Origin of the sequence: Candidatus Neomicrothrix sp. (genome assembly GCF_035329545.1) — a bacterium.
Taxonomy (GTDB): domain Bacteria; phylum Actinomycetota; class Acidimicrobiia; order Acidimicrobiales; family Microtrichaceae; genus Microthrix; species Microthrix subdominans.
In genome coordinates this window covers 126,974-151,178 of record NZ_DAOLGP010000003.1, presented here as the reverse complement: position 1 = coordinate 151,178, position 24,205 = coordinate 126,974, and the positions used below count along the sequence as shown (strand labels likewise).

Here is a 24,205-nt window from a genome sequence, read left to right as displayed (position 1 = left end):
GTTAGCGGGTTGGCTGGAAGCGGCGCAGCCGCAGGCTGTTCAACACGACCAACACCGACGAGGCGGCCATGGCCAGCCCGCCGATCAGCGGGGTGAGCAGGCCGACCGCAGCCAGCGGGATCGCCGCCACGTTGTAGCCGAAGGCCCAAAACAGGTTGGCTTTGATCGTGGACAGGGTCGACCGCGACAGGCGGATCGCATCGACCGCCCCCATCAGGGCCCCCGACACGATCGTCAGGTCGGAGGCCTCCATTGCAACGTCGGCGCCGGAGCCCATGGCGATACCCAGCTCGGCGGTGGCCAGCGCAGCGGCGTCGTTGACGCCGTCGCCCACCATCGCCACCCGCTGACCCTCGGCCTGGAGCCGGGCAACGATGTCAACCTTGTCCTCCGGCATGACACCGGCGATCACCCGCTCCGGGGCGATGCCAACCTGTCGGGCAACCGCACGCGCCACCTGCTTGGAGTCACCGGTGACCATCCACGGGGTGATGTCATGGTCGATCAGCGCAGCGATCGCTCGCTGGCTGTCGGGGCGGACCGTGTCGGCCACCGAGAGCAGACCCCGAACCTGGCCGTCCCAGCCGGCGGCCACCACGGTGATGCCCTTCGCTCCGAGCGTCTCTGCCTGATCGAGTAGGCCGTCGGGCCACGCGAGTGCCTCGTCGGAGAGCAGGCTGGGCCGACCTACCAGCACCCGGGTCGGTTCGGGGCCCGAGGGTGCGGAGTTGGCGGTCGAGGCCCGACCGATCATCGCATCGGCAGCGACGTTGACGACCGCCTCGACGCCCAGCCCGGGGCGGTTGGTGAGCGATTTCACCTCAGGCAGCTCGCCCAGTTCCTCCCGGGCGCCGGCGGCGATGGCTGCGGCAATCGGGTGCTCGCTGCCCGACTCGGCCGCACCAACCAAGGCCAGCAGCCGGCCCCGGTCGGTTCCGGGGGCGGCAACGACCTCTGCAAGCGCCATCTTGCCCTCGGTGATCGTGCCGGTCTTGTCCAGCACGATCGTGTCGATGTTGCGGGTAGCCTCGAGCACCTGCGGGCCGCTGATCAGCAACCCCAGCTGGGAGCCACGACCGGTACCGACCAGAAGCGCGGTGGGAGTTGCCAGGCCGAGCGCGCACGGACAGGCGATCACCAGGACAGCCACGGCTGCGGCGATGGCGGCGTCCACCGGCTGGCCGAGCGCCAGCCAGGCGATCAGCGTCACCGACGCGATGGCGAGCACGATCGGCACGAACACCGCCGACACCCGATCGGCCAGGCGCTGCACGTCGGCCTTGCCGGCCTGAGCCTCGCTGACCAGCCGGGCGATACGTGCCAGCTGGGTGTCCGAGCCCACCTCGGTGGCGATCATCTCGATGCGGCCGGACATGTTGACCGTCGCTCCCGTGACGTGGTCGCCGGCCACCACCTCGACCGGCACCGACTCGCCGGTGAGCAGGCTGGCGTCGATCGTGCTCGTTCCGACCGTGACCTCGCCGTCGGTCGGGATGCGCTCGCCGGGACGGACGATCAGGCTCTGGCCGACCTTGACGGCGCTCGCCGGTACGGTCATTTCGCTGCCGTCGTCGGTGAGCACGTTGGCATGCTGGGCGCCGAGGCGAAGCAGCGAGCGCAATGCCGATCCGGCGCGCCGCTTGGCGCGGGCCTCGGCCCATCGTCCGCCGAGCAGGAAGGTGGGCACGACGGCCGCCACCTCGAAGTACAGCTCGTGGTGCCCGGCCCCGGCGTCAGCCGGCAGCCAGCTCATGTTCATCGTCATGCCCAACATGCCGGCCCCGCCGAAGAACAGCGCCCAGACCGACCAGGCGTACGCGGCGATGACCCCGAGCGAGACCAGGGTGTCCATCGTCGTGGCCCGGTGGCGGAGGTTGATGATCGTGGCCCGGTGGAAGGGCAGCGCACCCCACACCACCACCGGTGTGGTCAGGGCGAACACGACCCATTGCCAGCCGCGAAACTGCCAGGCGGGAATCATCGAGATGAGCATGACCGGCAAGGCGAGCGCCGCCGAGACCCAGAAGCGCAGCTTCAGGTCGGCGACGTGAGCGGCTGCCTCGGCGTCCTGCGCCTCGGCTGCGGCTTCGAGGTCGTCGCCGGCCGCCGGGGCCGGGTTGGCGCCGTAACCGAGCCCCTCGACGACGGCGATCAGCTCGTCGACCGCCGGACCGTCCGGGCCGCGGCTGATGTAGGCGGACGACGTGGCGTAGTTGACCGTTGCTGTCACGCCATCGCGGTCGTTCAGCGCGCTCTCGACCCTGGCGGCGCAGCTGGCACACGACATGCCGGTGACCGCCAGCTCGGTGGGCGCATCGGTGCCCGAGCGGGAGGCGCCGGTGTCGGTAGTAACGGTAGGGGCCGTCATGTCGGGTCCTTTCGTCAGAGCTGGTTGTGATGAAGAGGTCGAAGAGGGGCGGTGGCTTCGTCGCCGCCGATGCGAACTAGGCCGGGCTGGCGCCGTATCCGAGACCCTCGATGACGGTGATCAGCTCATCGACGTCGGGGGCGTCGGGGCCCCGGCTGACGCTGGCGGAGGACGCCGCGTGGTCGACCGTTGCGGTGACGCCCGGCTGGTCGTTCAGCGCGCTCTCCACCCTGGCGGCGCAGCTGGTGCACGACATGCCGGTCACTGTCAGCTCGGTGGTCGAGCCTGAGGTGTCGCTGCCGGTGGAAACGGTTGGGTTGGTCATATCGGGTCCTTTCGGGGAAACGCGTCCGACGGGGACGGTTGTGGGGGTGGTCAGCTGCGGATCAGTCGGGCGATGGCAGCCGATGCTTCGTCGAGCTTGGCGGTGGCCTCGTCGCCGCCAGCTTCGACCGCCTGGACCACGCAGTGGTGCAGGTGTTCGTCGAGCAGCCCCATCGCCACCGACTGAAGGGCCCGGTTGGCGGCGGAGATCTGTGTCAGCACGTCGATGCAGTACTTGTCGTCCTCGATCATGCGCTGGAGGCCGCGCACCTGGCCCTCGATGCGTCGCAACCGTCGCAGGTGGTCGGCCTTGGTGTCCGAATAGCCCGGCGGCGGCGGCGTGTCGATGGCGACCATGGGGTCACCATACCCCTATGGGGTATCAATGTACACCCCCAGGGGGTATCACTTCGTCATCGGATCGCATTGGACGTGTCAGGCTGCCTCCGATGGTGGACACGCTGGCAGCGGGCAACGCACGGTCGACGGAGACCGCCTCCGAACAACGGGTGTTGCGGGTCTCGATGTTGGTCGGCGTGGCGTTGTGCATCCTCGGGATCGGCTGGGGGATCGTCGGCGGTTCGCAGATGATCCTCTTCGACGGCGTGTATGCGCTGGTGGGGATCAGCCTGACCTGGGTTTCGCTGTGGGCGTCCCGGATCGTGGAGGCCGGACCGACCGCCCGCTACCCCTGGGGGCGCGAGGCGCTCACCCCGATGGTGATCGCGTTTCAGGGCATCGCCCTGTTCGCCACGTGCGTCTACGCGGTGGTCGATGCGGTCGCGACGATCCGCGACGGGGGCAGCGAGGTCACCGGTGCCTCCGGCGTCGGCTACGGGCTGATCTCGTTGGCCGCAGCGGTGGTCGCCTACCTGTGGATCCGGCGTCGCGCCGGGCACTCCGATTTGATGTCAGCCGAGGCCACGCAATGGATGGCGGGTGCGGCCTTGAGCGTGGGCATGGTGGTGGGCTTCGGAGCGGTCATCGCCTTGAACGGCACCGCCTGGGCCGGGGCCGGACGGTACATCGACCCGGCGATGGTCATCGCCGCGTGCGTGGTGCTGGTCCCGGCACCGTTTGGCATGGTCCGCTCCACCCTGGTCGAGTTGCTCGAGGGTGCCCCCGGCGAGCAGGTTCAGCAACCGGTTCGCTCGGCGGTCGATGACGTGAAGCGGCGCTTTGGGCTGGGGGACCATCACCTGCGCCTGGCCAAGGCTGGACGGAAGCTGTACGTCGAGGTCGACTTTGTGGTGCCCGAGGATTACGTGGTGCGCGACGAGGACACGGTTCGCCACAACCTGCTCGCCCGGTTGGAGCAACTGCCCCACGATATGTGGCTCAGCGTGGAGTTCACGGCGGACCCAACCTGGGGCGAGTAGTCAATCAGCCGCGGGCGGCCTGCTTGCGGCCCTTGGATGAGCGCTGCGAGGCCACGGACTTCCTGGACACCGGGGTCTTGGCCTTGCCCTTGGTGTTCTGGTGGGCCGGCTTGCCGCCCTTGCCCTTCTTCCCCCTCACCTTGCCTTTGCCCTTCTTGCCCTTCTTGCCCTGATCGGACGAGCCACTTTTCCAGGACCGGGCCGCCTCCAGCCGTTCCTGCTTGAGCTCCTCGGCGCTGTCACGGGCGGCCCTGGCGAGCTTGTCGGACACGATGGCGAGCGCATCCTCGAACGCCTCGGCCTTGGTCACCGTCCGCGCATGCTGCTGGTGCGCCTTCTTGCGGGAGGCGTCCTTGTCCACCTGTTCGGAGGCCCGGCGCCGGTAGAGCTTGGTGTACTTGCGCCGAGCGCGTCGGATCCGGTCGTGCAGCTCGGCGAGCCCGTCCTCGTCCAGCTTGTTGAGCCGCTTCGGCTCAACCTCGCGAAGCAGCGCCTTCTCCGTCTCGTTCAACATGCCCCAAATGGCGTTTTTCATCGTCGACAACCCCCGGTCTGAGTGACGCTGCGACCCTACTCGGGAGCCAATGGGACGGAGACCGGGTCGCCCTGGCGCCCTCGGCCGCTGCACCACCGATTCCGAAACCGACCCGATCAGCACCACCGACGCAGCCACCTCGGGCCGGAGGCCGACTCGGTCAGAGCAGCCCTTGCTTGAGCCCCGCATTCAGGAATGTCTGGCGGGCGTCCGCAACCGAGATGCCGTTGAGCAGCAACTTGTAGTTCTTTCCGGTGGTCTTGATCGACAGCCGATTTTCAGAGGTGTCGTAGTTCTCGACCCGCTTCAACTTCAGCTTGGTCACGGTGGCCCGGTCGATGGCGAAGTTCTTGGGGTGCCTGGCCAACAGGTCCGCGGGAGCCATCGCAGCACACTCCTGGGCGAGCACGTGCTGGGCACGTTGTTGCGCTCCCCACTGTCCGATTCGACCCTTGCCGGCATCCCGTGCCTGTTGTTTCAGTTCGGCGGCGATGCGCCTGAAATCGGCCGTGGTACTGCGGACGAAAAGCAGGCGGTAGTTGGTGATCACGATCGTGTGCAGACGAGCGTTCAGTCCCAGCGGTCCCGCCTTGACGGTGGCGCCGGGGATCGTGGCCTGGACGTACTCGGCGGGCGGTGTGCTCATGGGATTGGACATGGGGACACCTTGGCTTCGACCTCGCCCGTCGAGCAAGCCTGGAGCCCGCGCTCGGAGAGCCTCGCCACGAAAAACTGGAGGTGGCGGTCGCCCAGCTTGTCGACGGAAAGCTCCGGGGGCGGCGAACAGCGGGTGGAGGCGCTTCAGCGGCGGACCGACGGGTCGCTCTGGGTAACCCGGGCGCGCAGCGTGAACACCGAATCGCCGGAGAGCACGCCGCCGCGTCCGAACAGTCGGCCCTGTTCCCAGTTGGACAGGCCCAGCTCGGGGCGGTCGAACGCATATTGGCCGTCGACCCAGCGGGTGAAGCCGTTGCCGACGAACGGCGCATCGAAGCCCTGGTAGGCGGCCTCGGCCTCGGCCGAGTCCTCGGCGACGATCGACACCACAAAGTGGGGTGAGTAGGCGTTGAACCAGTGGATCGCTTGGGTGAGGTCGTCGGCGATCGCCAGCGAAATCTCGGGGGAGTCCTCCCACTCCCACTCCCGGCCCAGGTCGGCCTCGTCGAGCGCCTCGGCTCCCGGTTCGGTCGTCGGCCCGTCGGCGCGTGCGATCGTCGTGTCGCCCCAGCGCTCCTCCGGGACGAACTCACGGGCCGAGTCGTGCACCCACAACTTGGGGTTGGTCCCCAGGTCGGCGGCGGCTGCGTCCAGGCCGGCGAGGACCGCCGGCACCAGCTCGGCGGCCCGGCTTCGGGCCACCATCGCGGTGTTGAGGGTGTTGCACACCTTCCGGTCAAGCGAGGCGGTTACCGACGCCTCCAAGCGGTCCACGTCGGCTGAGTCGCCGGCGACGATCCAAGCGCCGCCGGTGCCGTGCAGGCTGACCGGTACCCCGGCGCCCTGGGCGACCGCCCCCAGCTGGGCGACCGCGGCGCCCGACCCGCGTGCGACTGCCAGCGCCAGTCGCGGGTCAGCGAACAGCGCGTACCCCGCCGAGCGTTCCGCCGCCGCCACCAGGGTAGCCGACCCCTCGGGAAGGCCGGCCGCAGCCAGGGCGGGATCGAGGGCGTGGGCGACGATCGCCGCGGCCGAGCCCAGCGCATCCGAGCCGATGCGGAACACGACCGTGTTGCCCGAGCGGATCACGCCGCAGGCATCGGCGAACACGTTGGGCCGGCCCTCGAACACAAAGCCGACCACGCCCAGGCCGGCCCGGCGCAGCTCGACCGCCCAGCCGTCATGGTCCACGCGGTCGACCACCTCGTCGCGGCCCGAGGGCGCCTTGGCCCAGGTCCGCAGGCCGTCGATCATGTCGGCGCGCATCACATCGGAGAGGACCAACCGGGTGGTGGTGCGACCCCTGGCTTTGGCGGCGGCTACGTCGCCGGCGTTGGCCTCGGCGATCGGCGCAAACGTGGCGTCGTCGGCCAGGCGGTCGGCGAACGTTTCGAAGAAGGTGGTCACCGCCTCGTCGGAGACGGCACCCATGCGGGCGAACGCGGTTGCGGCCCGGTCGACCGCCCTCTCGGTGACTTGCCCGACCGAGGCGGGGACATGCAGCAGCGCCCCGGTGGCCGGCACGGTCAGCAGGCGGTCACCCTCGGCGAAGGCGGCGGCGAGCTCGGCGGTGACTCGCACCACCCGGTCGCCGCCGACCACGATCGGCATGCCCTCGGTGAGCTGGCGGAGTGGCTGGGGCGAGCGGTCGACCGTGTTCATGGGCCTCGATCGTACCGGCCCTCCGAGGCGTTCAAGCTCGAACCACATCCCATCCTGTGAGGCAACCGAGCCGAGGTGTCCGCACGCTCGATTCGTGCCGTTCGGGTGCGATGATTACGGGTCAGGGGGTGACCCGTAATCATCCCAAAGCAGAGCCTGGGCCGTCTGGTTTGACCCGGTCGGGGCCTAGTGGTCGATGGCGAAGCGGGTTTGGCGTTCCATCGGGTCGGCCTCGACGAGCCGCACCGTCACCGCCTGTCCGTCGTCGGCTGCGCCCGAAGCGTCGGCGATCACCGGCGGCTCGGTCACCTGGACCCGAACGCCGTCCCGCCCGTGCGACAGAACAACGGCGGCGAACTCGTCGCCGACCTGGGGTGCCAACACCGCCGCCTCCAGGAGGTCGACCACGGCCCGATCGACGGCGGAGGAGCGTCGGTTGCCGTCGTTGAGGATCTGAGGCAGGTCGTCGAGCACGTCGAGCACCCAGGCCGGGGCCGGACGGGTTTCGTAGGCCGCCAAGGCCAGCTCGGCGGCGTATCGGTCACCGAGGCGCCGCAACGGCGCAGTGACGTGGGCGTAGGGGGCGGCCACCGCAGCGTGCGTGGTCAGCTCCGGCAACTCGCCGTGAAACGCGCTGTACCCGGAGCCACGAAGCCCCTTGGCGGCGGTCAGCATGAGCGCAGCGCCGATGGGGGTGGACGGGTCGAGCGAGCGAACCCATTCGGCGTAGACGTGGGTGGGAGATTGATCTGTGTTGGGCCAGGGCTGACCCAACGCAGTGGATGCCCGCTCGAGTTCCTCGAGGATCTCGGGTTCGGCGTCGGGAAGCGTGCGCAGCAGCCCGGTCTCGGCCCGCAGCATCAGTTGGGCTGCGGCGATGCCGGTGGCCAACGACATCTGGGCGTTCCACTCTTCGGCGGGCAGCGACGGCCTGGCCACCAGTTGCACCTCGCCCGAGCCGGACACCTCGACGTCCTGTTCGGGCAGCTGGAGGCTGACGCCGCCGCGCTGGGCTTGGAGTGCCAGCCGTTGGCTGCCGAAGTCGCGGAGCACCGTGGCCACCTCCAACAGGTCGATCCCTCGGCTGGCGGCGACCTCGAGCGCGTCGCCATTTGGGGCCTGCAAATCGATGGCGTGTCCCGGGGCGGCTGGAGCCTCCGGAGCCGATGCGGTGTACGAGTCGGCGTCAGCGCCCGTGGTGACGTTGTCGCCATCGCTGCCTCCGCCGTCGAGGGTGTCGCTGTCGCTGTCGCCAGCGTGGTCGGCGTCGGCGTCGTCGAGGATGGCTGTGATCACCGAATAGCTCGTGGCTACGCGCACCCGGACGGTGGCTCGCGTCACCTCGGTTTCGCTCAACTCGGCTTCCGCGTCGAAGGTCAGCCGCCACCACATGGCCGGGCGGGCTTCGCCAGGCAGCAGGCTGGCGGCCCCCTCGGACAGGGTTCGGGGGTGGAGGGGGGCCGAGCCGTCGGGCAGGTACAGGGTGCTGCCACGTGCTCGGGAAGCCAGGTCCACGGCGTCGCCGGGCACGATGAACGCGGCCACGTCGGCGATGGCGTAATGCAACACCCAGCCATCCGAGGCGCGCTCCAACGCAAATGCCTGGTCCAGGTCGCGGGCTCCGGGCGGGTCGATGGCAACCAGCGGCAGGTGGGTGGCGTCGACGCGTCCCCCTGCGAACCGGTCGTGAGCCCGTCCGGCCATCTCGGACACCTCGGCGGGGAACTCACCGGGAACGTCGAGATCGCGGCGCAGCTTGGACAGCGCGGAGATCAGCGGTTCGTCATCGATGAGGAGGCGCCGTCGGGGGATGGGCATGGCTCAGTCCTTGGCTTCGACGAAGGTGGCGACCTGCGGCCCGGCCTTGTCGACGAGGTTTTCCAGGCGACGCTCGCCTGCCGGGTCGTCCTTCAGCGTGGCGTCGAAGAAGTTGAGGGTGCCCTTCGTGACCACGGCGGAGTACGGGTCGTCCACTCCTTGAATGTAGGGGGGAATGTGTTCGCCACCGACCAGGGTGATCAGCCCCCACGGCGGGCCGATCGCCGCAGCGGTGGCCAGAGCAGCGCCGTAGCTCACCGTTTCGTCGGCGTCACCGTGGACGATCAACAGCGGCGGCCCGTCCTCGGTCGGCGGACCGCCTTCGGCCAAGACGTCCAAGTACGACCCGGCCCACTCGGCCACAGCGCCGATCCGATCGTCGCGAAGCTTCGGGTTGTAAGCGGCGGCCAGCGAGGTGAAGCCGCCGAGGGAGTGCCCGGCGAGGCCGATCCGTTCGGGGTCGATCATGCCCGCCAGTGGGTTGTCAGCGTCGAAGGCAAGGGCCCAGTCGACCAGAAACGACACGTCGGCAGGTTGGTTGACCAGATCCTCGGTCTTGGGCTGGCCGGGGGACAGGGCGCTGGTCAGCGGGAAGGTGGGCACGACGACGACGTAGCCCGCCGACGCCCACAGCTTGAGAGTGTTGACGTAGGCGGGGCCGGTGCCGCCTCTGCCGTGAGAGAAGACGATCAACGGCCAGGGGCCGGGCTGCGGCTCGGCCTGATGGACGACCTCCACAGCGTCGTTCGCGGTCTTGGAGCTTGTGTCGCCGGCACCGTCGGCCGCCGGGTAGAGGACCAGCGTGGGCAGTGTCCGTTCGGGCAACTCGTTTTGCCCTCCCCACGCGTCGGTCGTGCGGCTGGTGTCGACGACATCGAAGTTGTCGGAGCCGACCGCATAGGTCCCGATCCGGGCGACCTTGTCGACGGTGGTGGTCGCAGTGGTCTCACCGGGAAGGGCCTCCGGTTCGGGCGAGGCGGCCGAAGGCGTGGTCGCCGGCTGGGTCGAACCTGCTGCGGGGGAGGCGCAGCCGTATGCTCCGACGACCAACGCCGCGGCGGCGATCGACCGCCGGACGCCCCGGCGCCATGGCGCCGGCAACCGGGAAACCGCTCGGGGTTCCTCGGCGAGGTCATGGCGGGGGCATTGCAACATGGGCGACAGCGTATGGTCGCCTTGGTCGTCGGCAACGCCAGGTACGCTCGATTTTTATGGTTGGGGTTCAACGAGTTGGGGGTCGGGTTGCTGAGCGATCGAAGTCGAGCCTCCCGATGTTCCGTGCTTCGATGACGCTCCTCAGCCTGCCCGGATGACCAGCGCTCTCAACCGCCGCTTGGTCACTGTTCCAGCCACCTGGTTCATCACGTTGGCCTTGATCGTGCTGGCCCCGCTGGCGTTGCCCGTTCTCGTCGTGGTCGATCTGCTTCGGGCGCGACCCCGCCTGCCCCTCGCCCGGGGTTGGGTGTTCGGCCTCGCCTACGGGCTGCTCGAGTCGGCGATGCTGGTGGTCGTCGCCGGGCTGTGGGTGCTCACCGGATTCGGGTTGGCGATGTCCACCCGATGGGCCCAGCGGCTGCACTACTCGCTGCAGCGTTGGTGGGTGGGGCGCCTCCTCCGCCTGCTCGAAGCCGTGCTCGGGCTTCGCTTCTCGATCGAGGGAATCGAGGCGCTGCGCCCCGGCCCGGTGATCGTCTTCGGCCGGCACGTCAGCTTGGTCGATACCTTGTTTCCGGCTCTGGCTCTGGCCGATTCCGGTCTCTCGCTGCGCTATGTACTCAAGCGCGAGCTGGAGATCGTGCCGCTGCTGGACGTGGTCGGACACCGCCTGCCCAACTATTTCGCCGATCGCTCCGGCACCGACACCGAGCGCGAGTTGGCGGCGCTCTCGGCGCTGGCGACCGACCTGGGCCCCGACGACTCGGTCGTGATCTTTCCCGAGGGAACCCGAGGCACCGCCGACAAGCGGGCCCGGGCGGTCGAACGTCTCGGCGAGCGTCACCCCGAGTTGGCCGAGCAGGCTGCCTCGTTGAGGCATACGATGCCGCCGCGCTGGGGCGGGGCATTCGCCCTGCTGGACGCTGCACCGGACGCCGATGTCGTCGTGTTCGTGCACCACGGGTTGGATGGCCTGAGCGGGTTGCGGACCATCTTGGCGGCTCTGCCCTTTCGGCACCCGGTCACCGTTGAGCTGTGGCGGATCCCGCGAGCGGGGATCCCCGAGGACCGCGACGAACGTCGCCGGTGGCTCTTCGACCTGTGGACCCGCATGGACGCCTGGGTCGACTCGGCTGTCCAGGCCCGGCTGTAACCTTCGATCGTGACTGGGCGGTCGGTATTTCGGGTGGCGTGTTGGAACATCCACCACGGCGCCCCAGGCTCGAAGTGGTTGGCCAACCACGTCAGCCTGACCTCCGGCATCGCTCAGCTCGATGCCGATGTGGTCGTGCTGTGCGAGGTGGACCTGCGGGTGTGGCGGTCCTGGTTTCGTGATCAGGCCCAGCTGGTGGGGCAGCGTCTGGGCTACCACGTGCTCTTTGCTCCGGCGCGCCGCCTGTCGCCGGGTTTGTATGGAAACGCGTTGCTCAGCCGCACCCCTCCGTGCCGGACCGAGGTGCTGGCGCTGCCGGCCCGCCGAGGCGTCGAAACCCGATCGGCGGTGCTCACCTCGATCCCGGTCGCCGGTGCTTCGGTGACCGTCGTCGGCACCCATCTGCAGAATGCTGGCTCAGATGGTCGGGGCCACGCCGACGCACTCGCCCAGCTCGGCGTCGTGAACGACGCCATGAAGTCGCGTCCGTCGCCGGCCGTGCTCACCGGCGACCTCAACCTGCTCGCATCCGACGTCGAGCCGGCCTTCGAGCAGGCGGGCCTCAGCGCCGTCCCGACCGGGCCGACCTTCCCGTTTCCGTCGCCTCGCCGGCGGATCGACTGGATGGGGGTGCGCGGGCTGGAGGTGGTGTCCTCGGGCACCGTGCCGGTCTACGGCAGTGATCACCTGGCGATCAGCGCCGACCTGAGGCCGAGCGACGACCTTGGCTGAGCAGCCCCCCAGCGCGATGCTGAGAACCGCTCCAGGCTGAATCGATCCGGTGCCATGACCGTCCGGGCCGCGGGTACCTTTCGTTGACGACCCAGGGAGAGCTATGAAAAACCGACTGATCATGCTGATCGTCCTGACAGCGATGGTTGGCGCCGCCTGCTCCACCGGCCTCGTCGCTGAGAGCGCGGACGTCAAACCTGGCGCGATCGTCATCGACCGCACCGATCGGCCCGAGCAGCCCACCCGGCCCGCCGAGGGCGAGAATGCCCGGCCCTACCTGGAGACGGTCGACCTGTCGATCGCGGACATTCAGGACTTTTGGTCCAACCAGATGCCGAAGGCCTTTGGTCAGGAGTTCCAGAAGATCCCCACCTCGAAGATCTTCGCCTACAACAGCGCCACCCCGCCGCCGGCGTGCGGGCCCGGAGAGCAGCCCTCCTACGAGGCTTTGGCGGGTAATGCGTTCTATTGCAGCGAAGAGCAGTTCATCGCCTTCGACGACGAGAACCTGTTTCCACAGCTGTACGAAAAGTACGGCAGCTATGGGGTGGCGATGGTGCTGGCCCACGAATGGGGTCACGCGGTGCAGGACCAGCTGGGCCTCGCCGACGGTTCCAAGCCGACCGTCTTTCTTGAGCAGCAGTCCGACTGCTTCGCCGGCGCGTGGACCAAGTGGGTCGACGACGGCAACAGCGACAACCTCAGCCTGTCCGAGGGGAGCCTGGACGCCGCCCTCGGAGGCATGCTTGCGTTTCGGGACGAGCCGGGCACCCGCCCGGACGACCCGGCCGCCCACGGCTCCGGCTTCGATCGGGTGCGCGCTTTTCGGGACGGCTTCACCTCCGGCGTCAAGGCCTGCGCCGACTATGTGACCAACCCGCCCGAGCTAACGCAGCTGCCGTTTCGGACCGAGGGAGAGTACCGGACCGGCGGAAACCTGGACTACGGCCAACTCATCAAGCTGCTCGTCCCCGACTTCGATCTGTGGATGACGCGTGAGTTTCCCTCCTTTGAGGCACTCAGCACCGCCGTGGGATTCGACCCGTCGGCCGGGGACGTCAGCTGTGGCGACACCAAGCTGAGCGGAGCGGATGCGACCGGCAAGATCTTCTACTGCGCCAGCGACAACTCGATCCGCTGGGACGAACCGTGGCTCGCCGGCATCAACGATGAGTCCGGCGACTTCGCCACCGGGTTACTGCTCGGCATGCAGTACGGCGTGGCGCTGCAATCCCAGACGGGAATGAGCGACGACGACATTGGCTCGGAGGACAGCATCAAGCAGCGGGCGTGCCTTGTTGGCGCCTATTCCGGCTCGCTGATCGACGAGTCGGCCAACCCGACCGGAAGCCGAGAGCTCTCGATCTCGGGCGGCGACCTGGACGAGGCCCTGGCATCGTTGATCAGCCTGTCTGCTTCCAAACAGGTTGACGAGTCCGGGTCCAGCTTGGCCTTCGACCGCATCGAGGCCTTCCAGAACGGGGTGTTGGACGGCGTGAACTCGTGCGGCATCGGCGGCTGACCCTCTCTGCAACACTGCGTTCTCCCTCAGGCCAACGCGGCCCGGACCTCCGGCAGGTCGTCACGATGGGTCAGCCCGATCCATCGGCCCGACGATCGGACCACCCGAATGCTGAGGCCGTCGTCGGCCATCATGCGGGCGATCTCGGTCGGCAGCAGAAACTCGTCGTCGGGGTCCGGGTGTCCGGCGAGGAACTGCTCGAATCGCTCGGCCATGAGGCCGGCGGTCCAGGCCGGCAGCCCCCACAGGTTCATCGAAGCAGGGGTATCGTCGGGATACGTCGCGCCGTCGTCGTCGCTGACGCCGATCCCGCTGGGGTGGGCGAACAGCCCGTGGGTCTCGACCACCGACTTCAGTCGGGCGTCGGTGACCTCGCAGATCCCCCGGGAGACGCCGCCGTGGTCGCTGAGCGTCCCGGCCAGTTCGAAGCTGACCAGCACCCCGTCGTCGGGTTGCTCCGTAAGGCTGGTCGCCAACAGCTGCAACGACGGGTCGCCGTACAGGTCGTCGCCGTTCGCCACCCCGTACGGTCCGTCGAGCACATCGGCACACGCTCCGACCGCGTGAGCGGTACCCCAGGGGCGCTCGCGAGTCGGGCCGGCGAGATCCTGGCGGACCGACACCACCTCGAGCCCGCTGACGTACTGGTCGGCGGCCTCGAGTAACCGCTGTTCGACCTCTGCGCGGGAGACCAGGATCAGGCGCTCGATCCCGGCGCGTTGGGCCTGAGCAGCGGTGATGGCGAAGATCGGCTCGTCGTTCGGGCCGACCGGCTCCAGCTGCTTGGGCCCGCCAAAGCGACTGCCCAGCCCGCCCGCAAGGAGGATGAGTGAGTGTGCGATCAGGTTTCCTTTCGGGTTCGGCTGCGCTCGAGTTCGGCGGAAACGCCCTCCAGCATGCACTGCACGCCCAGGCCAAATTCGGCGGCACGGTCCTCGGACGTCGTCCCGATTGACGAGGCGACCAGCGGCAGATCCTCGTCGCTGATCGAGGTGCGAAACTCGGCCACCGCGTTGGGATCGTAGCCATCGAACATCAGCGGCGATGCCCCCACTTCGGTGAGTGCGTGACCGATGGCGAAGGCCACGAACACGTTGATCACCTGACGGGAGCGGTCGAGGGTGAAGCCTGCGTCGACCAGCGTGGCGAGCCCGAGCTCGACCAGCGCCATCGTGTTGCTGCTCATCACCGGACGGGTGGCGATGACCGGTAGCAGGTTGGGGTGGGACAACAGCGCCGATCGCAGGGCATCCATGGCGCCGACCACTTGGTCTTGCCACCGCTCGGCTGCCAGGTCGAGCACCATTTCGCCGTAGACCCGTTCGACCATCAGGTCGAGCAGCGCCCCCTTGGACTTCACGTGGTGGTACAACGACATCGCCTCTACCCCGAGCCGCCGCGCCAGCTTGCGCATCGACAAGGCGTCGAGGCCTTCGTCGTCGACCAGCTCGACGGCGGCCCACACGATGCGGTCGGGGGTGAGAGGCTGGCTGGGGCTCATCGTGCGGAGGCTACCTACCCAGGCCCGGCGCACCGGTAACGAGGCTACCTACCCAGGCCCAGCGCGCCTGTAATGAGGGAGGTGCCTCAGATGTCTTCACACAGCGAAGCCGGATCGTCGCTCGGCCCTTCGACGAGCACCCAGCCGAGCTCCGGGTCGGAGCGCAGTAGCCACCAGCGGCCTCGCCGATCGATGCGAAGCTGGCGGCCGGTTGGGCCCGAAGTGATCAAGTTGGCGCGTTGGCGGACGCGGCCGCCCAGAGCGGTGGCCCCGTCGGCCAGATCATCAGGGTCGGCCTCGAACCGGTCGAGCAGCACCGCCACCCCTGCCTCCCCGGCCAGCACCCGCGCTCGGCGTCGGACCTCGAGCTCTTCGTTGCTCAGGCCGCTGCGCTTGGCGACGGTAGTTGGCGCCAGCCCCCGCTCAACCAGCCGCTCGGCCAGTACGCCCAGGCCTCCGTCCGCCTCCGGAGGGGCATCGTCGAGGAGGGCGGCGGCACGGTGGGCGGCCAGGTCGGCCAGCGCTCCGAGCCCGGCCCGGCTCAGACCGCTGTCGGCCGGCGGTGCATCCACCCGGACACGCTCGCTCGGTGGCCGGTGGGATGCGAGCGCCGGGGCCTGACGGGGCCGGCTCCAGGCGGTGGCTGCGGCGATCCCGGGATCGCGCGCCCGGGGCCATCCGGCCGGGGTTTCGTCCAGCTGGGCCCCGCCCCCCAGCTCCACCCGATCGACGCCGCGGAGCATCAAAAGGAGCAGCGGGTCGGAGGCGATCTCGTCGGCAAGGGCGACGAGCAAGGCGGCGAGGTGCTTACAGGATTCGCGCCCGCAGCTGCACTCGGCCGACAGGTCGTGCTGTGAAGGCATTGGGTCAGCCTGCATCTCGATGAGCGCCTGGCGAAGACGGATGTGAGCGCGCCCCGACATGAGCGACCGCTCCAACTCGGCGTCGCCGGACAACGAGGCGCGGGCACGCGCCCAGCGTGCCGGGCCCCATCTGCGCACGGTGAGGACCGTGCGTCTGCCCGATGAGCGATCCTCGGCAACCACCTGGCCGGGTTCCATCGACAACGCGAGTGGCGGGTCGGCAGTGGCCGGCTCGCCGGTGGGCTCGTCGCCGAACAGGGCCGAGGCGGCGCTGTCGTCGCCGTCGCGCGACCCCTGGGCGGCAGCGCCTCGATTGCGCGCCAGGCTGACCGATCGGGGGGCCACGCCCAGGCATTCGGCGGCGGCTTGCAGCCATTGGCCGTGCCAGCCGAGGTGGTTCGGTGAGCCGGCGGCCGAGCCCGGTGCGTTCTCCGGTGGTGTGGTCATCGTGGGTTCCTCGAACCGGTTCTCGTCATCGCCGCTCCTGCAGCGTTGCTGACGCCTTGGTCCGCCGATGGATCATGCCGCGTCCTCCGAGGATGCTGCGCCTCCCGGGCGCTGGCGGCGCAGCAACTCGCCGAGCTCGCCGTCGTTTAGCCCTCCGATCCACCCGTCGACCCCGGTGCCCATCACCGCTCCCGCCAGCTGTCGCTTTTGGCCGAGCACCTCGGCGACCCGTTCCTCGAGGGTTCCCTCGGAGATGAGTCGGTGCACCGACACCGTGGCCGTCTGGCCGATCCGGTGGGCCCGATCGGTCGCCTGATCCTCGACGGCGGGGTTCCACCAGCGGTCGTAGTGGATCACCTGGGTGGCCCGGGTGAGGGTCAACCCGGTGCCGGCCGCCCGAAGCGAGCAGACCAACACGTCGATGTGACCGGCCTGAAATTCATCGGTGAGCCGCTGTCGCTCGGTGGGGCTCAACGAACCGTGGAGGATGGCGTGGCTGATGCCCCGCTCGCTGAGATGCGAGGCGAGCAGCTTGGCCATCACCACGTACTGGGTGAAGACCAGGGTGGGCTCGGAGCGGTCGTCGCTGCGGGCCTCGCTGGCCGAGTCGATCAGGTCGTCGAACGCTTCGAGCTTGGCCGAGCGGCCGTCGAGGGCACTGCCGTCGTCCAGATAATGGGCCGGGTGGTTGCAGATCTGCTTGAGCGACGTCAACAACGCCAGCACCAGGCCCCGTCGGACGATCCCCTCGGCGTGGGCGATGCGGTCGAGCGCTTCGCCCACGGCGGCGTCGTAGAGGGCCCCCTGTTCGGTGGTGAGGCCGACGACGACGTCGCGCTCGATCTTGTTGGGCAGCTCCGGTGCGATCAGCGGGTCGGCCTTGGTGCGGCGCAGCACCAGTGGAGCGATGCGCTGGCGCAGCTCGGCGTTGCTGGCCTGGCTGCCGTGCCGTTCGATCGGGTCGGCGAATCGGTTGCGGAAGTCGGCGTAGGTGCCCAGCAGCCCGGGGGTGACCCAGTCGATCAGTGACCACAGATCGCCGAGCTGGTTCTCGACCGGGGTGCCGGTGAGGGCCAGACGAAACCGTCCGGGCACACGCCGAAGCGAACGGGCTGCGCGGGAGACCGGGTTTTTCACCGCTTGGGCCTCGTCGGCGACGATCATCCCCCAGGCGCGTTGTCCCAGCTCGCCGTGGTCGCGTCGCAGCACGCCGTAGGTGGTGATCACCACCTCGTCATCGCTCAGGGCTTCCAGGTCGCGTCGGGTGCCGTGATAGCGGCGCACCGGCGTGTCGGGGGCGAAGCGTTGGAACTCCCGTTCCCAGGTGCCGAGCAGGGAGGTGGGTGCCACCACCAGCGTGGGGCCAAGCGGCTGCGATCGGCCCGAACCGGTGGGTGGCGTGGCGGAGGCGTCGACGGCAGCTTCGTCGGCGGCGGGATCGCCGCCGGCGACATGGCCGACGCTGCCGACAGCTGGGTCGGCAGCTGGGTCGGCTGGGTCGGTGGTTCCGGCGTGGCCCGGGGGGCGGGCGAGCGGGGGTACCTCGGGCGCATTCGGGCCGTGGAGCAAGGCGTGGACGGCGATGGTCTGGAGGGTTTTGCCCAGACCCATGTCGTCGGCGAGCACACCGCCCATGCCCAGTTCCGCCAACCCCGCCATCCACGCCACGCCTCGCGTTTGATAGTGGCGCAGCTCCGCCTCGAGGCCGGGAATGTCGAGCGGGTCGGCCGGTTGCTCCTCGGCCAGCGCAATTAGCCGGCGGGCGCGCGCGACCAGCTCCGGCGATGCCACCACCTGAGGATCGGCCGCATGGGCATCGTCGAGGGCGAGGGTGCCCAGCCCGGCGTCCAGTGCGGCAGCTTCAGGCTGGTCGGCGTCGCCGACGGCCGAAAGACCGGCCATCAGCTGGGCCATCGCCGCTCCGACGGTGGTCTCCGGACCCCGGCCTTGCACCTTCCTCGCCAGCTGGTCGGGAACGCGCACCCATCCGTCCGGCGTGCGGATCAACGGTCGGCGTGCCGACAACAGCTGATCGAGCTCGTCGGCGCTCAGCTGCCGACCCCCGACGTGGGCCCGCCAGCGGGTATCGCACAGCTCCTCCAGGCCGAAGGCCCCGGAGGTGGGCGGGCGTAGCTCCACCCGCACGTCGACGGTGCCCAACGACGCGTCCTCGGGCCAAAACAACTTGATGCCGGCGCGCTTGAGATCATCGGTGGCGTCGATCAGCGCATCGAGCTGATCGTCGGTCAGCTCGGTGTCGGTCGGGTGGTCGACTGCAGCCAGCTCGGGGGGGACCACCCAATGACGTCCGGCGCGCGCCAGCTCGCTGCGCAGATCCTCCCAGGGGGTCGGCCCCAGGCGGTGGCGTTCGTCGCTCCCGAGTAACTGACCGGCCGGCACCGCAACGCTGGGGTGGGCCCGGCTGCGCAGGCGCAGGTGAAGATGCCAGGGCCCGCCGGGCGAGTCCTTGGTCGGCGGCGCCAAGCACAGCTCGAGAGCGGCACCCCGGCATCGGGTCGAGATCGACTTGGCCGCCCAGGTGCGCAGGTGGGGCACGCGGGTGGGGGAGTCGGCGGCGTAGACGTGGCTGGCGGTGAGCGCCTCCGACGATGCACCTCGTGGCAGCGAGTCGGCCAAGGCATCCCAGACCGCAGCCACCGTGGCCTCGGGGCTCGCCACGCGTTGGCCGCTGCGGGTGCCCGGTAGCGGGGTGGCGAGGAGCTCGGGCGGAAGACAGGTTGCCAGGGCGCTCATGGTGGCCTGGTCCTCCGGCCCGAGTGGCGCCACGGTCCAGGCATCCCATCCCACCGGAGTGACGCAGGGGAGCACGCGTCCGGCGGCGATCAAGGCCAAGCCGGCCCGTACGGTCTCGCTCAGGGCGCGCTGGGAGGTGCTGGCGCCGGCGGAGGTTGCCAGCAGCTGGGGTACCAGATCGATCAGCGGCACCAGGTGAACGATCGTGTCGGTGGCCGATGGTTTGTCGCCGCCTCGGGCGGGGAGCACCAGGGTGAACAGCGTTGGCTCGCCCGGGAGCGCCGGAGCTTCGCTGGGCAGGGTGAAGAGGTCCTCCTGGGCGCGTTCGGTCCCGGGCAGCCAGCAGGCAACCATCGAGCGACGCGGGGGGTCGGCCGCGCTCAACGTCACCTCGGCGGCGGGAGGGAGGGCTGGGCGCTGGACGGCTGAGCGTGAGGGTGGGGGCGTATCCACCATGGGCTCCAGGGTAACCGATCGACGTACAGGTGTTCGACCCCTGTCGGCGGGTGCCGCTCCCCGGTGCGGCCGGATCGCCGCCGACCTCCGGATCGTCTGACTAATGTCAGGTCTGCCATGAATGAACGCTTCAGGAGTAAAGGTCCTCTGACCGAGTTGCCCGCCGACCGCGCCCCAGCTGCCCGCACCTCCCGCCGACCCGGTCGCCGAACGGGGCTGAGGTCGCTCGTCCGCGCCCGCACGCTGGCCGTCGCCGGCCTCGCAGGGATGCTCGTGCTGGCCGGATGCACCGACGATGGCGAGGACGAGAAGGCCAAGGATGCCGAGGGCAAGGTCATCGGGTCCGGCGGCGCCTACTCGGCCACGATCACCCGCACGGAGGGTGGGGTTCCCCACATCACGGGGAAGACGCTCGACGACGTCACCTTCGGCCAGGGGTACGCCTCGGGCCAGGACCACGCATGCAGCCTGGCCGACCAGGTGCTGAAGGTGCGGGGACGCAAAGCCGAGTTCATGGGCCCCGGCGAGGACGACGCCAACATCAACTCCGACTTCGCATGGCGGGCCATCGGCATCGCCGACATTGCCGATGCTGACTTCGAGAAGGCGCCCGAGGACGTGAAAGACCTGATGGGGTCCTTCGTGGCCGGTTGGAACGCCCACCTCGACGAGGTGGGCGCGGACGGGGTGACCGGCTGGTGCGCCGGCGAGCCGTGGGTGGTTCCTCTCGAGCCCAAGGATCTCTACGCCTACGCTCGCTCCGTGGCCCTCAACGCCTCCGGCGCGCGTCTGGCCGACTTCATCGCCACCGCCCAGCCGCCCAATGCCGAGGGTGCGGACGACGTCACGACCACGACGGCAGCGGCCGGCGCCAGCATGACGGCGGCCGAGGACACGACCACGACGGCAGCGGCCGGCGCAGTCGCGACCGAGGGAGAGGCGAACACGACGATGATCGGGCCCACCGAGGAGCAGGGCTCCAACGGCTGGGCGATCGGATCGAAGAACTCCGAGGAGGGTGGCGGCATGTTGCTCGCCAACCCGCACTTCCCCTGGCAGGGCGAGCTGCGCTTCTGGGAGAGCCACCTCACGGTGACCGGCGATGACCCTTCCGACATCTACGGGGCTCAGCTGCTTGGCCTACCCGGCGTGGGCATTGGCGCCACCGACGAGTTCGCATGGACCCACACCGTGTCGGACGGCAACCGCTTCACCGCCTACAAGCTGACCCTGGCCCCCGACGATCCGACCGCCTACGTCGTCGATGGTGAGACCGTCCAGATGACGTCGAAGGACGTCACGATCGAGGTGGCGGACGCTTCGGGGGAGACCACCGAACAGAGTCGCACGATGTGGAGTACCGAGTTCGGGCCGGTCATCGACTTCCCGGGTGTCGGCTGGACCGACGAGACCGCCATCACCTACCGGGATGCCAACATCGACAACGACGAGTTCGTCGAGCAGTACCGGGCGATCGACACGGCCCAGAGCTTTGATGAGTTCGTCGACGCCCACGCAGACATTCAGGGCGTCCCCCTGTTCAACACGGTCGCAGTCAGCAAGGACGGCCGAGCCTGGTACGCCGACACCTCCGCCACGCCGAACCTGTCCGACGAGGCGATCGACGCCTACGAGGATGCATTGGAGAACGACCCCATCACCCGGGCGGCGGCCGACTCTGGCGCCGTACTGCTCGACGGGTCCAAGGGTTACAACCGTTGGGAAGAGGTCGACGGCGCTCGGGACCCCGGGTTGGTCCCCTACTCAAAAATGCCTCAACTGGAGCGCGATGACTACGTGTTCAACGCCAACGACAGCTTTTGGCTGGCCAACCGTGATCAGCTGATCGAGGGCGACTACTCGCCGCTACACGGCGCCCAGGACACCGAACGGTCGGTACGCACCCTGCAGAACCTGTCAGTGCTGGACGGCGCCGACACCGAACGCCTCGCCGGCGACGACAACAAGTTCGGCCTGGAGGAGTTGCAGGTCGCCGCTCTGGACGACAACGCCTACACGGCAGCCCAACTGCGCACCGACGTCGTGGCCCGCTGCGAGGCCGCATCGGACCCGGTGAAGGTGGAGGCGATCCTGGGCCCGGAAGGCGACGACGGCCAGCCCGGCGAGGAGATCGCCCCCGCCGGAGAGATCGACCTCACCGACGCCTGCCGGGTGCTCGACGAGTGGGACGGGCACTTCGATCCCGACTCGGAGGGCGCTCCGCTGTGGCGGGAGTTTCTCAACGGCTTTGGCGACGAGTCGATCTGGGCCAACGGGTTCGACCCGGCCAAGCCGCTGGAGACGCCCAACGGTCTGGTCGAGTCCGGGGCCGACGGCGACCCGGTGCTGATCAACCTGGCCACGGCCCAGCAGCTGCTCGAGTCTCAAGACCTGAAGGTCAACGTGTCGCTCGGCGAGCTGCAAACGGATGGACGGGTCGATGACGGCTCTGCGATCCCGGGCGGGCTGGGCGACGAGGGCGTCACCAACGTGGTCGGTCGCGGCGGTCTGGGTGGGACCAGCGAGCCGGTGCGAGATCTTCTCGACCCCCTCACCAACGACACCGGGCTGACCGAGGAGGGATACCCGGTCACCAACGGGTCGAGCTTCATCATGACGGTCGAGTACGGCCCGAACGGCCCCGAGATCCGCACGATCCTCACCTACGGACAGACCGGGGATCAGAACTCCCCACTGTTCACCGAGCAGACCGAGATGTTCTCCGAGAAGCAGTGGAAGACCGTCTCCCTCGATTCCGACGTGATCGCCGAGGAGGCGATCAGCGACCCGATCACCGTCAAGGGCTGAGTCAGAGCCGCACGACCTCGATCATCCGCCCGAGGGCCTCGAAGTCGTCGTCCCGGGTGAGTGCCGGGACGATGGTCGCCGCTTACACGTCGAAGGCGTCGTACAACTCGTTGCGCACCTGATCGAAGCTAGCCACAACCCGGCTGCCAGGGCGACGGCGGCGAGCCGTCGCACCGTCCGGTGACGAACCGGGTCGGTTGGGCGGGATGCTGCCATGGGCCCCGACGATATTGCCGACGCAGCTGGTGATCGAGGGTTGTTCCGGAGAGACCGTTGAGATCGTCCGATGCTGGCCGACTGTCGGCCGAGCGCCGTCAGCGGGGAGCCCGGACCAGCCGCGTGGCCCACGCCGCTCGGACCATCTTCCACTGGAACTCCACGCCGTCCTCGCCGGGTGCCTGGAGCTCCTTGGTGACCTCCCGCTCCAAGGTGAACCCCAGCCGTCGAGGCACTGCGCCGCTGGCGACGTTGGCCCGATCGTGGTGGATGGCCACCCGTTCGATGCCAGGTTGTTCGAAGGCCAGGGTGGTCAGCGCCTCGCTGGCCTCGGTGATGTAGCCGTGGCCGGTGTGGTCGACGTGCAGCCAGTAGCCGATCTCGATGGAGTCGGCGGTGCCGCGCCGGTGCAGCCCGATGTTGCCAATGTGCGCACCGTCGAGAAAAACGCCGCAGTACAGGTCGCCACCGGCGCGCCACTCCTGCTCCCAGGTCGCGATCCGCTGCCGTCGCTGATCCGGGCTGACCGGCTCGTGATCCGCCCAGGGAAACCAGGGGAGGAGGTGCTCCAGACTGGCGGTCACGCTCGCCCCCAAGACCGGTTCGTCCTCGGGCGTCAGCCGTCGCAGCACCAGCCGTTGGGTCTGGGTGCGCTCGGGCAGCCGCTCCATGGCCCGAGCCTCGCTCACCTGGGCGTGATCCGCCACCCATTTTCGAGCCTGACACCACCGTTCCCGCTCGGGGTTGCAGCCTGGTCAGGTCGGCTTCGATTCTCGAGGGAGCTCGTCACGTGCGAAAGGCCGAGGTGGTTGAACATGACACGGTCACCGACGAGTACATCGTGTGTGCCGGCCTCGGCCGGAGCTCCGACTGGTATCGCAACCTGGTCGCTCGTCCGGCACTCCGAGTGCAGGTGGGCAACCGCTCTTGGGAGCCGAGGCAGCGGTTACTCGATGTCACCGAGGCGGCCGATCGCTTCGCCCGCTACGAGCATCGACATCCACGAACCGCCAAGCGACTCTTGGCATGGATGGAGCGTTCCTACGACGGCTCCGACGCCGGGCGTCTGGCCATGATGGACGAGATGCCGATGGTGGCCTTCGGGCGCAGGTGAGCACCTGGCTGGTGGTGGGCCGCCCGAGACTCGAACTCGGCACCTTGGGATTAAAAGTCCCCTGCTCTAACCCGATGAGCTAGCGGCCCGCCGGACATCGTACCGGGCCGCACGTTCACCATCGAAGGCCGCCCCGGACCGACCCCGGCCCCGGGGGCCGTTGCGGTCGCGGGATGTGACGGACTTGGGCAACGCTGAGCCGGGTCAATCATGGGGTGGGCGAGGCTCACATTCCAGCACTCTGCCCAGCTCGTCGGGTACCTCGCCGGCCACCACCCACCCCGACCGGCCGAGGGCATCTCGCACCAGGGTGTCGGCCAACGGCGGGGAAAGCTCGCGTCCCTGCGACGTGAGGTGGCGGTGCACGAGCACGAAGGCACGCCCTGTGCGGTCGCCCTCCAAGGCCCGGATGGCGTCGATCAGGTCCTCGAGACGAGCCTCGTCGGTCTCCTCCGGCACGTCCTCGGGGGCATCATCGGTGGTCGCATCATCGGCAGCGCCGCCCCGTCGACCCCAGGTGCCAGCGCGGACCTTGCGCACGGTCCGCACCGCAAAAGGGGCGGTGACCGCCAGCGCCAACACGAACATCAACACCAGCCGTCCAAGACCCTCGGGTGGACGTTCGGGGTCGAGCTGCGCCACGGCGCCGGCAAGCGTCCCGGTCAACACGTCGGCCCAGTTGGTCACGGGCCAAGACGCTACCCGTGCGACCAACGGCGCCCGGAGTGCCTACGCTGAGCG

The 24,205-nt window shown here is 69.1% G+C and carries 20 protein-coding genes and 1 tRNA gene; 6 read left to right on the top strand and 15 right to left on the bottom strand.

Going from position 1 to position 24,205, the window contains the following annotated elements:
* Position 1: 1 nt before the first annotated feature.
* From PKD89_RS03110 to PKD89_RS03100, 3 genes are all read right to left on the bottom strand, one after another.
* Complete coding sequence (locus PKD89_RS03110) at positions 2–2,368, bottom strand: heavy metal translocating P-type ATPase (RefSeq protein WP_287379887.1); 2,367 nt, start codon at positions 2,366–2,368, stop codon at positions 2–4.
* Between the two features lie 76 nt (positions 2,369–2,444).
* A complete protein-coding gene (locus tag PKD89_RS03105; protein WP_287379888.1) occupies positions 2,445–2,693 on the bottom strand; it encodes a heavy-metal-associated domain-containing protein in 249 nt (82 codons plus the stop codon).
* Between the two features lie 50 nt (positions 2,694–2,743).
* Positions 2,744–3,049 carry a metal-sensitive transcriptional regulator gene (locus tag PKD89_RS03100; RefSeq protein ID WP_289011365.1) on the bottom strand — a complete coding sequence of 102 codons (306 nt, stop codon included), beginning with the start codon at positions 3,047–3,049 and terminating at the stop codon, positions 2,744–2,746.
* A 92-nt stretch (positions 3,050–3,141) separates the two neighbouring features.
* Between PKD89_RS03100 and PKD89_RS03095 the strand changes: the two genes are divergently transcribed.
* Entirely contained in the window at positions 3,142–4,071 is a 930-nt protein-coding gene (locus PKD89_RS03095) for a cation diffusion facilitator family transporter (protein ID WP_289011364.1), read from the top strand.
* A gap of 4 nt (positions 4,072–4,075) precedes the next feature.
* Here the strand turns inward: PKD89_RS03095 and PKD89_RS03090 are convergent, their stop codons facing one another.
* The 5 genes from PKD89_RS03090 to PKD89_RS03070 form a co-directional block, all read right to left on the bottom strand.
* Positions 4,076–4,606 carry a hypothetical protein gene (locus PKD89_RS03090; RefSeq protein ID WP_287379892.1) on the bottom strand — a complete coding sequence of 177 codons (531 nt, stop codon included), beginning with the start codon at positions 4,604–4,606 and terminating at the stop codon, positions 4,076–4,078.
* A gap of 160 nt (positions 4,607–4,766) precedes the next feature.
* Complete coding sequence (locus PKD89_RS03085; RefSeq protein WP_287379893.1) at positions 4,767–5,264, bottom strand: hypothetical protein; 498 nt, start codon at positions 5,262–5,264, stop codon at positions 4,767–4,769.
* Positions 5,265–5,407: 143 nt separating this feature from the next.
* Positions 5,408–6,925, bottom strand: coding sequence for an aldehyde dehydrogenase family protein (locus PKD89_RS03080; protein WP_289011363.1), 1,518 nt, complete (start codon positions 6,923–6,925; stop codon positions 5,408–5,410).
* Between the two features lie 186 nt (positions 6,926–7,111).
* Entirely contained in the window at positions 7,112–8,743 is a 1,632-nt protein-coding gene (locus PKD89_RS03075; protein WP_324332267.1) for an RNB domain-containing ribonuclease, read from the bottom strand.
* 3 nt (positions 8,744–8,746) lie between these two features.
* Positions 8,747–9,898 (bottom strand): alpha/beta hydrolase family protein, encoded by a 1,152-nt coding sequence (locus tag PKD89_RS03070; RefSeq protein WP_289011361.1) that lies wholly within the window; start codon positions 9,896–9,898, stop codon positions 8,747–8,749.
* A 154-nt stretch (positions 9,899–10,052) separates the two neighbouring features.
* Between PKD89_RS03070 and PKD89_RS03065 the strand changes: the two genes are divergently transcribed.
* The 3 genes from PKD89_RS03065 to PKD89_RS03055 all read left to right on the top strand — a co-directional run bounded on the left by PKD89_RS03065 (position 10,053) and on the right by PKD89_RS03055 (position 13,305).
* Positions 10,053–11,051, top strand: coding sequence for a 1-acyl-sn-glycerol-3-phosphate acyltransferase (locus PKD89_RS03065; RefSeq protein WP_287379897.1), 999 nt, complete (start codon positions 10,053–10,055; stop codon positions 11,049–11,051).
* Positions 11,052–11,060: 9 nt separating this feature from the next.
* A complete protein-coding gene (locus tag PKD89_RS03060) occupies positions 11,061–11,783 on the top strand; it encodes an endonuclease/exonuclease/phosphatase family protein (RefSeq protein WP_289011360.1) in 723 nt (240 codons plus the stop codon).
* A gap of 103 nt (positions 11,784–11,886) precedes the next feature.
* Positions 11,887–13,305 (top strand): neutral zinc metallopeptidase, encoded by a 1,419-nt coding sequence (locus PKD89_RS03055; protein WP_289011359.1) that lies wholly within the window; start codon positions 11,887–11,889, stop codon positions 13,303–13,305.
* Between the two features lie 26 nt (positions 13,306–13,331).
* Here PKD89_RS03055 and PKD89_RS03050 read toward each other — a convergent pair whose 3' ends face one another.
* From PKD89_RS03050 to PKD89_RS03035, 4 genes are all read right to left on the bottom strand, one after another.
* A complete protein-coding gene (locus PKD89_RS03050) occupies positions 13,332–14,207 on the bottom strand; it encodes an NTP transferase domain-containing protein (RefSeq protein WP_287394039.1) in 876 nt (291 codons plus the stop codon).
* A complete protein-coding gene (locus PKD89_RS03045; RefSeq protein ID WP_287394042.1) occupies positions 14,147–14,806 on the bottom strand; it encodes a TetR/AcrR family transcriptional regulator C-terminal domain-containing protein in 660 nt (219 codons plus the stop codon). Before PKD89_RS03045 ends, PKD89_RS03050 begins: the two co-directional genes overlap by 61 nt.
* Before the next feature lie 86 nt (positions 14,807–14,892).
* The gene (locus PKD89_RS03040; RefSeq protein ID WP_289011358.1) at positions 14,893–16,116 is read right to left on the bottom strand and encodes a hypothetical protein; all 1,224 of its coding nucleotides are present in this window, start codon (positions 16,114–16,116) and stop codon (positions 14,893–14,895) included.
* Positions 16,117–16,188: 72 nt separating this feature from the next.
* Positions 16,189–19,326, bottom strand: a complete 3,138-nt coding sequence (locus tag PKD89_RS03035) for a DEAD/DEAH box helicase (RefSeq protein WP_289011357.1) — start codon at positions 19,324–19,326, stop codon at positions 16,189–16,191.
* A 117-nt stretch (positions 19,327–19,443) separates the two neighbouring features.
* Between PKD89_RS03035 and PKD89_RS03030 the strand changes: the two genes are divergently transcribed.
* Positions 19,444–22,134, top strand: a complete 2,691-nt coding sequence (locus PKD89_RS03030) for a penicillin acylase family protein (protein ID WP_289011356.1) — start codon at positions 19,444–19,446, stop codon at positions 22,132–22,134.
* Between the two features lie 314 nt (positions 22,135–22,448).
* Here PKD89_RS03030 and PKD89_RS03025 read toward each other — a convergent pair whose 3' ends face one another.
* Positions 22,449–23,057, bottom strand: coding sequence for a GNAT family N-acetyltransferase (locus PKD89_RS03025; protein WP_289011355.1), 609 nt, complete (start codon positions 23,055–23,057; stop codon positions 22,449–22,451).
* 83 nt (positions 23,058–23,140) lie between these two features.
* Between PKD89_RS03025 and PKD89_RS03020 the strand changes: the two genes are divergently transcribed.
* Positions 23,141–23,464, top strand: a complete 324-nt coding sequence (locus tag PKD89_RS03020) for a nitroreductase/quinone reductase family protein (RefSeq protein WP_289011354.1) — start codon at positions 23,141–23,143, stop codon at positions 23,462–23,464.
* A 12-nt stretch (positions 23,465–23,476) separates the two neighbouring features.
* Here PKD89_RS03020 and PKD89_RS03015 read toward each other — a convergent pair.
* Together PKD89_RS03015 and PKD89_RS03010 are read right to left on the bottom strand one after the other, a co-directional pair.
* Positions 23,477–23,553: transfer RNA gene (locus PKD89_RS03015), tRNA-Lys, on the bottom strand.
* 115 nt (positions 23,554–23,668) lie between these two features.
* Entirely contained in the window at positions 23,669–24,151 is a 483-nt protein-coding gene (locus tag PKD89_RS03010; protein WP_289011353.1) for a hypothetical protein, read from the bottom strand.
* Positions 24,152–24,205 lie beyond the last annotated feature (54 nt).

Bases quoted from the DNA above. Each gene is read 5' to 3' on its own strand.
- PKD89_RS03110 (WP_287379887.1), bottom strand. From the start codon at position 2,368: ATGACGGCCCCTACCGTTACTACCGACACCGGCGCCTCCCGCTCGGGC.
- PKD89_RS03105 (WP_287379888.1), bottom strand. From the start codon at position 2,693: ATGACCAACCCAACCGTTTCCACCGGCAGCGACACCTCAGGCTCGACC.
- PKD89_RS03100 (WP_289011365.1), bottom strand. From the start codon at position 3,049: ATGGTCGCCATCGACACGCCGCCGCCGCCGGGCTATTCGGACACCAAG.
- PKD89_RS03095 (WP_289011364.1), top strand. From the start codon at position 3,142: ATGGTGGACACGCTGGCAGCGGGCAACGCACGGTCGACGGAGACCGCC.
- PKD89_RS03090 (WP_287379892.1), bottom strand. From the start codon at position 4,606: ATGAAAAACGCCATTTGGGGCATGTTGAACGAGACGGAGAAGGCGCTG.
- PKD89_RS03085 (WP_287379893.1), bottom strand. From the start codon at position 5,264: ATGTCCAATCCCATGAGCACACCGCCCGCCGAGTACGTCCAGGCCACG.
- PKD89_RS03080 (WP_289011363.1), bottom strand. From the start codon at position 6,925: ATGAACACGGTCGACCGCTCGCCCCAGCCACTCCGCCAGCTCACCGAG.
- PKD89_RS03075 (WP_324332267.1), bottom strand. From the start codon at position 8,743: ATGCCCATCCCCCGACGGCGCCTCCTCATCGATGACGAACCGCTGATC.
- PKD89_RS03070 (WP_289011361.1), bottom strand. From the start codon at position 9,898: ATGTTGCAATGCCCCCGCCATGACCTCGCCGAGGAACCCCGAGCGGTT.
- PKD89_RS03065 (WP_287379897.1), top strand. From the start codon at position 10,053: ATGACCAGCGCTCTCAACCGCCGCTTGGTCACTGTTCCAGCCACCTGG.
- PKD89_RS03055 (WP_289011359.1), top strand. From the start codon at position 11,887: ATGAAAAACCGACTGATCATGCTGATCGTCCTGACAGCGATGGTTGGC.
- PKD89_RS03045 (WP_287394042.1), bottom strand. From the start codon at position 14,806: ATGAGCCCCAGCCAGCCTCTCACCCCCGACCGCATCGTGTGGGCCGCC.
- PKD89_RS03040 (WP_289011358.1), bottom strand. From the start codon at position 16,116: ATGACCACACCACCGGAGAACGCACCGGGCTCGGCCGCCGGCTCACCG.
- PKD89_RS03035 (WP_289011357.1), bottom strand. From the start codon at position 19,326: ATGGTGGATACGCCCCCACCCTCACGCTCAGCCGTCCAGCGCCCAGCC.
- PKD89_RS03030 (WP_289011356.1), top strand. From the start codon at position 19,444: ATGAATGAACGCTTCAGGAGTAAAGGTCCTCTGACCGAGTTGCCCGCC.